The following is a 12,189-nucleotide window of genomic DNA, read 5'->3' as shown; positions in this document are numbered from 1 at the left end:
TGTCGATAGGTCTTGCGTGCCCGGCGCTGTTCGACAAGACGCTCACGCAAAGCGTCTGAAGTGGCGTGTGGGCAGTGTCTGGGTCGCGATGAACGATCTTGCAGACCCGCCTCACCTTCCTCCCGAAAACGTCTGAGCCATTTGTAGGCGGTTCGAACGCTTACGCCCGCCGCCTGCGCAGCATCTTCGACACGCAAGCCTTGCTCGATACGTTGGATAAGAAGGGCTCGACCTCGAGGTGTAAGACGGGCATGTTTATGTAGGTTCATCCGGGGCTCCTGGAGTGCTTGGTTGGTCGCACTTCCAGAATTCCGGGAATGCCCCGGATGAACAACCTACTGAGAGATCACACCTAGCGGCTCGCCGCCCGGCCTGGCGAGGTCTCTCGCGGCAACGCGGCTCGCCCTTAACGTCAACGGTCCCCAGGGCGACCCTGATCGGAACGGGCCAGCTGTTCCAGGCTCGCTATCGCCTGCTCCAATTCATCGAGCCCGCTGCTGCGGATGGGCTGATCCTGCTTGAGTTGGGTTTCGCTGTTCTGGCAAGCGGCGCGCAGCTGTGGCACGCCGCAGTAACGGGTCGCCCCGTGCAGGCGGTGGATACGCTCGATCAATGCGTTGCGGTCGCCGTCGGCGCGGGCCTGGCGGATGGCCTGAAGATCGCCCGGCAGCCCGTCCAGCAGCATGTTCAGCATATCGGCAGCCAGGTCGGGCTTGCCGGCGGCCAGGCGCAGGCCTTCCTCGTCGTCCAGTATGGCGGTGGGCAGCGCGACGCTCTCGACCGGTGCATGGTCCTGGGTGGCGCCCTGCAACGGCAGGCCTGTCCATTTGAGTACCACCTGAGCCAACTGCCGCTCGCTGATCGGCTTGGTGAGGTAGTCGTCCATGCCACTCTGCAGCAGGGTGCGCTTCTCGTTGGCCAGCGCGTGCGCCGTCAGTGCAACGATGGGCATCGGTGTGCGCGCGTTGTCCTGTTCCCACTGGCGGATGGCCTCGGTGGTCTGGCGTCCGTCCATCCCCGGCATCTGCACGTCCATGAACACCAGGTCGAAATCCTGTTCCCGGGAAATGGCCAGGGCGTCGAAGCCGCTGCTGGCGACCGTGACCGCTGCGCCCATGTCGTCGAGCAGGGTCTGCACCAGCAGCAGGTTGGCGGCATTGTCGTCGACGCAGAGGATGGCCGGCGAGCGCGTGGCACTGCGGCGTGCCTGCTGGCGTGGACGCTTTGGAACGAGCAGGTCGATCAGTGCCCGCTGCAGGCGACGCGTGCAGGCCGGTTTGGCTTGCAGCTGGGCGTGCCAGTCGGGCACGCAGTCCTGATACTGGATCTGTTCGGTGGTGGGGCACAGCACCACGCTCTTGCAGCCCAGGTGTTCGAGGTCCCAGACGTACTTGCCGAGCTGCTCGGCGGGCAGGTAGTTCGCCGTTACGCCGAACACCGCGCAATGGAACGGTTGCGTGCTGCGGCTGGCGGTGACGACGGCTTCGCACAGGCTGTTCGGGTCGCTGAATACGCTGACCTGCAGGCCGCAGTCTTCCAGTTGATGCTGCAACGCCTGTTGCGCCAGTTCGTGGGCTTCCAGCACGGCAGCCCTGCGCCCGGCGAGCGCGCTGGGCTGGTCTTCGATATCGCTGCGGGCCTTGGGCAGGCTCAGGCTGACCCAGAACTCGGAGCCTTCGCCAGGGGTGCTTTCCACGCCGATTTCGCCACCCATCTGTTCGATCAGGCGCTTGGATATCACCAGGCCGAGCCCGGTGCCGCCGGCCTGCCGCGAGATGGAATTGTCCGCCTGGCTGAAGGCCTGGAACAACGCACGCAGGTCTTCATCGGCGAGACCGATACCGGTGTCGCGGACGCTGATACGCAACTGGGCGCGATCGACCGTCTCTTCCTCGAGCATGGCGCGCATGACGATGCTGCCTTCGCGGGTGAACTTGATCGCGTTGCTGACCAGGTTGGTGAGTACCTGCTTGAGGCGCAGCGGGTCGCCGGACAGCACCACCGGGGTGTCGCGGTAGATCAGCGAGAGCAATTCCAACTGCTTCTCGTGAGCCGCCGGGGCGAGGATGGTCAGGGTATCCTGCAACAGGTCGCGCAGGTTGAACGGGATGTTCTCCAGCACCAGCTTGCCGGCCTCGATCTTGGAGAAGTCGAGCACCTCGTTGATGATGCCCAGCAGGCTGTCGGCGGATTTTTCGATGGTGCTCAGGTAGTCCTGCTGGCGCGGGCTCAGCTCGCTTTTCTGCAGCAGGTTGGTGAAACCGAGAATGCCGTTGAGCGGTGTGCGGATCTCATGGCTCATGTTGGCCAGGAACTCGGACTTGATGCGGCTCGCTTCCAGGGCTTCCTTGCGGGCGAAGTCCAGCTCGATGTTCTGGATCTCGATGGTCTCCAGGTTCTGCCGCAGGTCCTCGGTGACCTGGTTGATGCTGTGCTGCATTTCCTCCTGGGCATTCTGCAGCGACTCGGCCATGCGGTTGATGCCCGAGGCGAGCTCGTCCAGCTCGTGGCTGCCCAGCGGTGGCAGGCGGGTTTCCAGGTGGCCGTCCTTGAGCAGGGCGACGCCGTGCTTGATACGCAGCAGCGGGTCGTTGATGCTGCGGCTCATGCGCAGGGCCAGCAGGCCGGTGATGATCAGCCCGGTCACCACCAGCAACAGGCTGGTCAGCAGGCTGCGGTAGCCGCTCAGCAGGGTGTTGTGGTGCGACAGTTCCAGCTCTACCCAGCCGATCGGGTCGCTGCCCGCGGTGGACTGCTCGTCCCCGCTCAGGGTCAGGTGCTGGGCCATTACCGGGAGGAGAAAGCGGGTCGCGTCCTGGCTGCTTCGCTGGGCGACGTCCACGGTGTCGCTGTCGATGGTCGGCCGTGTGTTGAGCATGCTGGGGCCGGCATGGGCCAGGCGGTCGTTCTGCGTGGCGAGAAAACTCACCGCGCGCACGTCCGGCTGCTCCAGGGCTTCGCTGGCGATGCGCTGCAGCAGCGATTTGTCACCGTGCAACAGCGCGGGCGCCGCCAGGGGCGCCAATTGCTCGGCGATCATGTGACCGCGCTGCAGCAGTTGCGCCTGTAGCCCGGAGAGTTGCATCCAGATGAAATAGCCACCCAGTACCAGCGCCAGCAGGCTGGTCGGTAGCAGGGTAAGCATGAGTACCCGGCCCTTGATGCCGATTTCCTTGAACACGCGACGTCCCCTTTCAGCGATGCCTGGCAGTGTAGCGATTCCGCCGGGTACACGCTCGCCTGGCGTTCGGTTGCTTACCGGGCATGCCGTTAATCGGTAGAATCATTCGCATTTGCTTTCAGGGTGCTCTTGCCATGACGTCGCCGGCCATCCGTGCCATTCGTATTCTCGCGGTCGAGGATGATCCGGCCCTTGCCTCCCACCTGCAGGCCCACCTGCAGGATTGCGGTTTCGAGGTCACCGTCAGCGGTGATGGCCGCGAGGGGCTGCGCCTGGCCGAGGAGCAGGACTTCGAGCTGATCCTGATGGACATTCTGCTGCCCGGCAGCAATGGCCTGGACGTGTTGCAGCGATTGCGTGAGCGGCGTCATGTGCCGGTGATCCTGATGTCTGCCCTGGGCGCCGAGCAGGATCGCATCGCCGGGTTCAGCAAGGGCGCCGACGATTACCTGCCCAAGCCCTTCAGCCTCGGTGAACTGAGTGTGCGTATCGAGGCCATCCTGCGGCGCGTGGCCTATGAGCGACGTGAGCAACCGCCCTTGCAGGAGGGCGCGCTGAAACATGACGAGGGCCGTTCCGATGTCTGCCATGACGGCCAGTGGGCGCTGCTGACACCTACCGAGTACCGTCTGCTGGAAACCTTTTCGCGGCACGCCGAAGAGGTGCTCAGCAAGGCCTTCCTTTATCAGCACGTCCTGCACCGTGGCTATGCACAGCATGACCGCAGCCTGGACATGCACGTCAGCAACGTGCGGCGCAAACTCAAGCAGATCGGCTACAGCGGCATGCGCCTGGAGTCGGTGTGGGGCAAGGGTTACGTGCTCACCGGCCGGGATTGCTGAGATGCCCGGGCGACATTCGTTGTTCTGGAAGCTGGTCGGGGTACTGGCGTTGTTTTTCCTGTTGCTGGTCAGCCTGCACGTCGACCTTGACCGCCTGCTGGTTCAGGCGACCTCGCGGCTGTCCGAACCGGCCAGGGCCATCCTCACCGACTATGCGCGAGAGGCCGAGAAAGCTTGGCGCGAACGGGGCCGAGCGGGTGTCGACGATTTCCTCCGCCAATTGCGTGAGCGCGAGGGAGTCTGGGCGGTGGTGATCGACGAGCGACGGCATTCGTTGTCCTCGGGCGTCTTGAGCGAAGAGCAATCGCAATACCTGGAGTTCAACCGGCCCATCGACGGTTCGCTGGGCCGTCCCGGCGGCAACCCGCCGCTGTACGTGCCGTTCAGCGACGGCAAGGCGCGCCTGGTAATGGAACTGCCGCAGCGCCTCAATCCGCGCAAGCATCTCGACCTCTGGAAAATACTGTTGCAACAGGTGTTGCCTGCCACCGTGGCGATTCTGCTCGGCGCGTTGTTGTACCACGTGCTCATGGCGCCCCTGGCGATATTGCGGCGCCAGGCAAACGCGCTCAGTTCCGGCGACCTGTCGGCCCGGGTGGGGAAGCAAGTGACCCGCCGTCGTGACGAACTCGGTGAGCTGGGCAGGACTTTCGACCAGATGGCCGGCCGCCTGGAGAGTACCGTGACATTCCAGCGCCAGCTGTTGCGCGATCTGTCCCACGAGTTGCGTACCCCGCTCAGCCGTCTGCGCGTGGCGGGGGAGAACGAGCGCGATGACAACGCTCTGCGCCAACGCCTGGAGCGCGAGGTCGGGTGGATGGAGAAACTGGTCGGCGACACCCTGGAACTGGTCTGGCTGGATACCGAGCGGCCGAGCCTGCCGCTGGAGTCCGTGGACATCGGCCAGCTCTGGGACCTGTTGACCGAGAACGCCAGTTTCGAAGCCGGCTGGTCGGTGACGCGCATGCCCTGCGAACTGCCGATGGCGTGCCGTGTGCAGGGAAATCTCAACGGACTGGCCCAGGCGCTGGAGAACATCTTGCGCAACGCCATCCGCCACTCGCCCGACGGCGGATGCGTGCGGCTGGACGGGCAGCTCGAAGGGCGCACCTGGCATTTGCGAGTGAGCGATCAGGGGCCGGGGGTCGCGGTGCACCATCTGCAGACCATCTTCGAACCCTTCGCCCGCCTGGACAGCTCGCGTCCGGGCGACGGGGGGTTCGGCCTTGGCTTGAGCATCGCCCGCAGCGCGATCACCTTGCAGGGCGGCCGGTTGTGGGCCGAAAGTCCACCGGACAGCGGGCTTTGCATGCACCTGCTGCTACCGGTCGCAGGCCCTGAGCGGCAAATGTATAAAATGTAAATGCTGTTTACTCTCATATGACAAGAAATATCATTCGCGCTGTCGCGACGGCGGGAAATGCCTGGTACACGCCTTTCCGGGGACCGATAGAAGGGTTCCGACATTTTCAAGCCGCCGATTTTGCCCGTTTTGGGCGTAACGCATGGGTATGGGGATGTCTATGAACCCGAAGTACAAACCGAACCTGCTGGCTACCGCCATTCTGCTCGTGTTCAGCACACCGGCTGCGGTCGTCGCCCAGACCACTGAAATCAGCCTCGACGAAGCGGCAACGCACGATGCTGGCGGCAGTCTTTCCGCGAAAGGTTCTTCCCAGGCATTGCAGCTCGAAGAAACGCGCGTACTGGGGACTGCCGAAGAGGAAGTCAAGCAGGCTCTCGGCGTCTCGGTGATCACCGCCGATGACATCAAGAAGCGTCCTCCGGTCAACGACCTCTCCGACATCATCCGGACCATGCCGGGCGTCAACCTGACGGGCAACAGTTCTTCCGGGCAGCGCGGCAACAATCGGCAGATCGACATACGCGGCATGGGCCCGGAAAACACCCTGATCCTGATCGACGGCAAGCCCAGCACATCGCGCAATGCCGTGCGCTATGGCTGGCGGGGCGAGCGCGATACCCGTGGCGACAGCAACTGGGTTCCCGCCGAACAGGTCGAGCGCATCGAGGTGCTGCGCGGTCCGGCGGCGGCGCGCTATGGCTCCGGGGCCGCCGGCGGTGTGGTGAACATCATCACCAAGCGCCCGACCGACAAGGCGAGCGGTTCGCTGACCCTGTTCACCAACCTGCCCGAGGATGGTGACGAGGGCGCGACCCGGCGGGCCAACTTCAGCCTCAGCGGCCCGCTGACCGAGCAGTTGACCTACCGCGTATACGGCAGCGCCAACAAGACCGACGCCGACTCGCCCGGCATCAATGCCGATCACCAGGCCGCCGACCCGGATACCAACCTGATCGGAGGGCGTGAAGGGGTACGCAACCGTGACATCAATTCCCTGCTTTCCTGGCAGTTGTCGGATCAGCAAACGCTGGAGTTCGAGGCCGGTTTCAGTCGCCAGGGCAATATCTATGCGGGCGATTCGCAGAATGCCAACAGCGAGCCCACTGGCCTGACCGGAACCCTGGCCGAGAACGGTGCGGAAACCAACCGTATGTATCGGCAGAACTATGCGATCAGCCATCTTGGCGACTGGGTGTTCGGCACTTCGCGACTAACCCTGGCCTTTGACTCCACCCGCAACACGCGCCTGCAGGAGGGCCTGGGCGGCAGGAGTGAAGGGCGGATCGCCAACGAATCCAATACCACCAGTGTGCTGGACAACTATCGCCTCGATGGTGAGGTCAACCTGCCCATCGACGCGGTATTCCAGCAAGTGGTGACGATCGGCGGTGAATGGAGCGAGTCCAAGCTCGACGATCCGGGCTCCACGCAAGGTGGCTCGAGTGCCATCGGCAACATACCCGGTACCACGGCCAACGCGGCGGATCGCGACTCGGTGTCCCGGGCGCGTATCGCCGCGCTGTATGTCGAGGACAACATCGAGCTGCGGCCCGGCACCATCCTGACGCCCGGTCTGCGCCTGGATGAGCACAGCGAATTCGGTATCAACTGGAGCCCCAGTCTCAACGGCTCCCAGGCGCTGAACGATCAGTTCACCCTCAAGGGCGGGATCGCACGGGCCTTCAAGGCGCCGAACCTGTACCAGAGCAATCCCGATTACCTGCTCGCTACCAACGGCAATGGCTGTCCGGTTCAGATTGCCACCGGCGCTTGCTACCTGGTGGGCAACAAGGACCTGGATGCCGAGATCAGCGTCAACAAAGAGATCGGTATCGCCTTCCAGGGAGAACAGATTTCCTCGAGCCTCACCTACTTCCGTAACGACTACAAGAACAAGATCGTCGCGGGAACCGAGATCTTCGGCACCATCGGCAATTACAACGTCCTGCAATGGTCGAACGCCAAGAAGGCGGTAGTCGAAGGTCTGGAGGGCAACCTGTTGATCCCGCTCAGCGACAGCCTGTCGTGGAACACCAACTTCACCTATATGCTCGAGTCCATCGACAAGGACACCGGTAACCCGCTGTCGCTGACGCCGGAATACACCGTGAACTCGACGCTGGACTGGCAGGCCTCGGACAGGCTGTCGCTGCAACTGAGCACCGTCTACTACGGTGAGCAGGAGGCGCCGACCAATGTCGTCAACCGCAACGACGCCTCAGGCCTTTCCACAGAATCCGTCGATCCGTACCACATCTGGGGGGTGAGTGCCGGTTACGCCTTCACCGATCAGGTCAGCACGCGTGTCGGTGTCAGCAACATCTTCGACAAGCGCCTGTATCGAGAAGGCAATGCCAACACCGCTGGCGCCAACACCTATAACGAGCCGGGTCGTGCGCTCTACCTGTCACTCACCACCGCATTCTGAGTGTCGTTCGGGCTGCCGCTTCCCCATGGAGGCAGCAGCCTTTCTGAGTTCTCACGTGCCAGTTCGTGCCAGCAGGCCAGGAGTGCGGTTGCCGTTGCACGGTACGGGCCAGCATCACGCGTCCATCGGCGAAATGGCCAGGGGCGCTCAATCAGGAGATTTCAACGTGCTGAGCCGGCCGATCTGGCGACAAAGGGGAGTGGCAGGGATATGAGGTTAGCGATGAGGGTTATCGTTCTGCTACTGAGCACGACCGCTATCGCCATGGGCAAGCCTGATCTATCCCGGCCGCTGGGACCTACCCTGGCAGAGCGAGGTTCTGCTTTCTACGAGTTCGCCCGACAGGACATGACTTCCGCCGACGGCCAGCGTCATTACCGTATCTGGATCGCCAAGCCGAAACGTGCGGCGCCGGCGACGGGCTACCCGGTGCTCTACCTGCTCGACGGCAATGCCGCCCTGGGCGCCCTGCAGGAAAAGCAACTGGCTGATCTGGACGAACGTGGGCCGCCGCTGCTGGTCTTCGTTGGCTATGCCACCGACCTGCGCTTCGACGTCAACGCCCGTGCCTACGATTACACGCCGCCGCTGCCGGGTGGGGCGCCGGTGATCGATGACATCGTGCGCCAGCGCCGTGGCGGCGGGGCCGACGTCTTTGTCGATTTTCTCGAGCAAGAGGTCAAACCGCTTGTGAGTCGGCACGCCGAAGTCGACCCGCAGCGCCAGAGCCTCTGGGGCCATTCCTATGCGGGCCTGCTGGTGCTGCATACCCTGTTCAGTCGGCCGCAGGCGTTCCAGCGGTATATCGCGGCGGATCCGTCGCTGTGGTGGCAGAACGGTTTCATCCTCGCTGAGGCGAAAGCCTTCGACGCGCCGCCGACTCCGTTGAGTCTCGTGCTGCTGGTGGGCGCAGGCAAGCCTTCCGGCGGCGTCAGCGGCGTGAAGGAGGATGCCACGGTGCGTGCCCGCCGCGAGGCCGTCGCCGCACTACCTGCGGATGCCGCCGAGCAGCTGGCCCGTCGCCTGGCCGGTCTGTCCGGGGTCGAGGTTGGTTATCGGGTGTTCCCCGATCTGAGCCATGGCCCCATGCTGCCGGCCTCGCTGGGGCTGGCCCTGCGTCTGAGCGTGGGCGATGACAGCGAGGTTGAACGGTTTCCGCTACGGCCCTGAATCAGCCAGGTTGATAGGCCTTTCGGCACTTTTGACGCAGTACTGCCCGTGGTTCGCACGGGCGACGGCGAGCGGGGACATGACCGTGATTGGCGGCGTGTCCGCAACCCGGGTGAGCCGGCCTACCACCGAGTAGCTGGCGGTTCGCTCCACTTCTGAAGGAAGGATGTTTCGATGATTGGTACCTTATTCCTGCGCGCAGGATTTTTGGCGGTCGGCCTGCTGACCCTGTTGCCCTTTACCGCCGCTCAGGCCGAGCAGCGCAGCATCGACACCGCGTTCGGTGACGTCGTGCTGAGGGACACACCCAAGCGGGTGGTGACCCTGGGCGAGAATCCACTGGACATCGCGCTGTCGCTCGGCGTGCAGCCGATAGGCAGCGTGGCGACCCGCGGCAGTACCGGAGTATCCGAGTACCTGCGGGACAAGGCCGGTGACATCGCGATTGTCGGTAGCGCGCGAGAAACCAACCTGGAGGCGGTTTTCGCCCTGCGCCCGGATCTGATCCTGGCCTCGACCGGGCTGAGCGAAGATCAGTACCAGAAACTCAGCCGGATAGCGCCGACCATCGTTCCCAAGGGGACGTTCTTCGAGGACTGGCGCATCAACGTGGACCTATACGCCAAGGCGCTGGCCAAGGAGCCCGAAGGCCGTGCCGCGGTGCAAGCGGTCGATCAGCGCATCGGCGTCCTGAAGGACCGGGTCAAGCCGGGTCAGGTCGTCTCGGTGCTGCGCTGGAACCCACAGGGGCCGTTCGTCATGTCCAGCCACCTGTTCGTGGGACAATTGCTGCGGCAACTCGGGTTCGCCAGTACGGCCATTGCCGATAGCCTGACGGAGAAACCGCACAGTGATATTCTCAGCCTGGAAAACCTCTCCCGTGCCGACGGCGACCTGCTGTTTCTGGGTACCCTCAACGCCGATGGCGACAAGGCCTTGGCCCAGGCGAAAGCGCAGCCCGCTTTCTCATACCTGAAGGCGGTGCGTGACGAGAAGGTGGTCAGCGTCGATGGTCAGGTCTGGAGCAGTGGCGCCGGGCCATTGGCCGCCGGCGTCATCCTTGACGATGTGGAGAAGGCCTTGGCCCACTGATGGTGACCCGCTCGCCCCCTTCACCCTTGCGTCTTAGCCAGGCGCTGCCGGCATGCCTGGCATTGTTGCTGTTGTTCTGCATGGCCGGCCTGCTGATCGGCGCGGGTGAGGTCGGTATCGCGAGGAGTCTGTGGGCGCTGTTCGGCGCTGCTGATGAAGACGCGCGCTTCGTGCTGTTCGAACTGCGTCTGCCGCGCACCTCGCTGGGCGTGCTGGTCGGTGTTGCGCTGGGCGCCGCTGGCGTGGTGCTGCAGTCGGCCACCCGCAACCCGCTGGCCGAACCCGGTCTGCTGGGCGTCAGCGCCGGGGCGTCCTTCGCCGTGGTGGTGGCGATCAGTCTGGGCGCCAGCGCGGCGACCCTGAATCTCGGTGTGGCCATCGCCGGCGCCATGGCGGGTTGCCTGCTTGTGTTGCTGGTCACCCAGGTGCGTGGTGTCGCTGACGATCCGGTGCGCCTGGTGCTGGCCGGTGCAGCCTTCTCGGGCATTCTCACTGCCATCAGCACCTTGATTCTGCTGCATGACCAGCGCAGCGCCGACGAGATTCGCTTCTGGATCATCGGTGCCCTGGCCGGTCGCCCTCAGGACGTATTGACCTGGAGTACGCCGGGCCTGGTGGTGGGCTTGCTGCTGCTCGTGCCGTTGATCCGCCCGCTGGCTGCCCTGGCCCTCGGCGAGAAGATGGCCACCGGTCTCGGCCACCATCCTGGCCTGACCCGGCTTGGCGCCTTGCTGGGCGTCGCCGTGCTGGTCGGTACCGCCACGGCGGCCGCCGGGCCCATGGCCTTCGTCGGCCTGGTGGTGCCATTCGTGGCACGCCGCCTGGTGGGGCCGGACATACGCCGCACCATCGGTGTGTCGCTGTTGCTCGGGCCGATCATCGTGTTGTTCGCCGATATCCTTTCACGCCTGCTGGTCAGCCCCTACGAGCTGCCGATTGGCGTGGTGACCGCACTGATCGGCGCACCGGTGCTGATCGCCGTGGTGCGTAGCCACAGGTTGCCGACCTTATGAGTCGCCTTCTGTCGTCCATGCCCAAGGCACCGAGCGGATACTGGCTGCTGGCATTCGGCTCGCTGCGCCTGCTGTTGAACAGGCGTGGCGTGTTCGCTGCGCTGGGGCTCTCGGCCGCAATTGTGCTCATCACTGGCGTCAGCCTGGCCTCCGGCGCCGCCGGCCTGTCGCCGTGGACGGCCCTGGCGGCTGCCTTCGGCCAGGGCGAGCCCATGCACGTGTTTCTGGTTCAGGAATTGCGCCTGCAGCGGCTGGTCGCCGGCCTGCTCACTGGCGCGGCGTTCGGGATGGGCGGCTGCCTGCTGCAGACCCTGGCGCGCAACCGCCTGGCTACCCCGGGAGTGATCGGCATCGACGACGGTGCCACGGCCTTCGCCGTGGCTTCCATCGTTGCGGTACCCACGACCCTGGCACCTTCCGCACTGGCGCTCACCGGCGCGACCACTGCGGCGGTGCTGGCTTTCGGCCTGAGTGCCGGCGCGGGTGCCCGTGGCTATCGCTTTATCGTGGTCGGCATCGCCGTGGGGGCGGTGTTCGGCGCGTTGACCAACCTGATGCTGTCGCGCGCTGATATCGATGCCGCTAACCAGGCCTATCCCTGGACGGTCGGCAGCCTCAACGCGCGGCCGGCGCTGGCCATCTGGCTGCTGGGTATCGGCCTGATCCTCTGCCTGCCACTGGTCAAGTACCTGGCTCAGCGCCTGGAACTGATGCGTTTTTCCGACAGCGTGGCGGTGGGCCTGGGCGTGCGTCTCAGGGCCATGCGCCTGCTGACCTTGATCACCACGGTACTGCTCACCGCGCTGGCCGTTGCGGTGGCCGGCCCGGTGGGGCTGGTGGCCCTCGCCGCGCCGGAGATGGCCCGCTACCTGAGCGGCCATCGCGGCGTGCCCGTGCTGTGTTCGGCATTGGCGGGTGCGCTGTTGATGACCTGCGCGGACTGGGCCGGGCGTACTTGGCTGGCGCCCATCGAAATTCCCGTCGGGGTGATCACCGCCGTGGTGGGCGGGCCCTATTTGCTGTGGATCCTGTTGCGCCAGCCGTCGCGCAGACTGACATGAAAGGCCGCCTCCATCGGCGGCCGCTGCGGAGTTGAG

At 64.6% G+C, this 12,189-nt stretch carries 9 protein-coding genes; 7 read left to right on the top strand and 2 right to left on the bottom strand.

The window, feature by feature from the left end; all coding sequences use genetic code 11:
* Together BLR94_RS02090 and BLR94_RS02085 are read right to left on the bottom strand one after the other, a co-directional pair.
* Positions 1–269, bottom strand: a 269-nt coding sequence (locus tag BLR94_RS02090; protein WP_139207404.1) for a leucine zipper domain-containing protein, incomplete at its 3' end; no start/stop codon positions are given.
* A gap of 143 nt (positions 270–412) precedes the next feature.
* Entirely contained in the window at positions 413–3,181 is a 2,769-nt protein-coding gene (locus tag BLR94_RS02085; protein WP_084305790.1) for an ATP-binding protein, read from the bottom strand.
* Between the two features lie 134 nt (positions 3,182–3,315).
* Between BLR94_RS02085 and BLR94_RS02080 the strand changes: the two genes are divergently transcribed.
* The 7 genes from BLR94_RS02080 to BLR94_RS02050 all read left to right on the top strand — a co-directional run bounded on the left by BLR94_RS02080 (position 3,316) and on the right by BLR94_RS02050 (position 12,153).
* Entirely contained in the window at positions 3,316–4,023 is a 708-nt protein-coding gene (locus BLR94_RS02080; protein ID WP_084305788.1) for a response regulator transcription factor, read from the top strand.
* A 1-nt stretch (position 4,024) separates the two neighbouring features.
* The gene (locus tag BLR94_RS02075) at positions 4,025–5,386 is read left to right on the top strand and encodes a sensor histidine kinase (RefSeq protein WP_084305786.1); all 1,362 of its coding nucleotides are present in this window, start codon (positions 4,025–4,027) and stop codon (positions 5,384–5,386) included.
* 160 nt (positions 5,387–5,546) lie between these two features.
* Positions 5,547–7,817 (top strand): FepA family TonB-dependent siderophore receptor, encoded by a 2,271-nt coding sequence (locus BLR94_RS02070; protein ID WP_084305784.1) that lies wholly within the window; start codon positions 5,547–5,549, stop codon positions 7,815–7,817.
* A gap of 222 nt (positions 7,818–8,039) precedes the next feature.
* Positions 8,040–8,987: an alpha/beta hydrolase gene (locus tag BLR94_RS02065; RefSeq protein WP_208601322.1), complete on the top strand. Its 948-nt coding sequence runs from the start codon at positions 8,040–8,042 to the stop codon at positions 8,985–8,987.
* Between the two features lie 174 nt (positions 8,988–9,161).
* On the top strand, positions 9,162–10,079 hold the full coding sequence (locus BLR94_RS02060; RefSeq protein WP_084305780.1) for an ABC transporter substrate-binding protein: 918 nt from the start codon (positions 9,162–9,164) through the stop codon (positions 10,077–10,079).
* Positions 10,079–11,092 carry a FecCD family ABC transporter permease gene (locus BLR94_RS02055; RefSeq protein ID WP_084305778.1) on the top strand — a complete coding sequence of 338 codons (1,014 nt, stop codon included), beginning with the start codon at positions 10,079–10,081 and terminating at the stop codon, positions 11,090–11,092. Before BLR94_RS02060 ends, BLR94_RS02055 begins: the two co-directional genes overlap by 1 nt.
* The gene (locus tag BLR94_RS02050; protein WP_084305776.1) at positions 11,089–12,153 is read left to right on the top strand and encodes a FecCD family ABC transporter permease; all 1,065 of its coding nucleotides are present in this window, start codon (positions 11,089–11,091) and stop codon (positions 12,151–12,153) included. The genes BLR94_RS02055 and BLR94_RS02050 overlap by 4 nt, the downstream gene beginning before the upstream one ends.
* Positions 12,154–12,189: the final 36 nt, after the last annotated feature.

Origin of the sequence: Phytopseudomonas flavescens, assembly GCF_900100535.1 — a bacterium.
Lineage (GTDB): Bacteria > Pseudomonadota > Gammaproteobacteria > Pseudomonadales > Pseudomonadaceae > Aquipseudomonas > Aquipseudomonas flavescens.
Note: the sequence above shows the minus strand (reverse complement) of the source record. Positions and strands in the feature narration are given on the sequence as shown.

Coding starts and splice junctions, on each gene's coding strand:
- BLR94_RS02070 (WP_084305784.1), top strand. CDS start 5,547: ATGAACCCGAAGTACAAACCGAACCTGCTGGCTACCGCCATTCTGCTC.
- BLR94_RS02065 (WP_208601322.1), top strand. CDS start 8,040: ATGAGGGTTATCGTTCTGCTACTGAGCACGACCGCTATCGCCATGGGC.
- BLR94_RS02060 (WP_084305780.1), top strand. CDS start 9,162: ATGATTGGTACCTTATTCCTGCGCGCAGGATTTTTGGCGGTCGGCCTG.
- BLR94_RS02075 (WP_084305786.1), top strand. CDS start 4,025: ATGCCCGGGCGACATTCGTTGTTCTGGAAGCTGGTCGGGGTACTGGCG.
- BLR94_RS02050 (WP_084305776.1), top strand. CDS start 11,089: ATGAGTCGCCTTCTGTCGTCCATGCCCAAGGCACCGAGCGGATACTGG.
- BLR94_RS02055 (WP_084305778.1), top strand. CDS start 10,079: ATGGTGACCCGCTCGCCCCCTTCACCCTTGCGTCTTAGCCAGGCGCTG.
- BLR94_RS02080 (WP_084305788.1), top strand. CDS start 3,316: ATGACGTCGCCGGCCATCCGTGCCATTCGTATTCTCGCGGTCGAGGAT.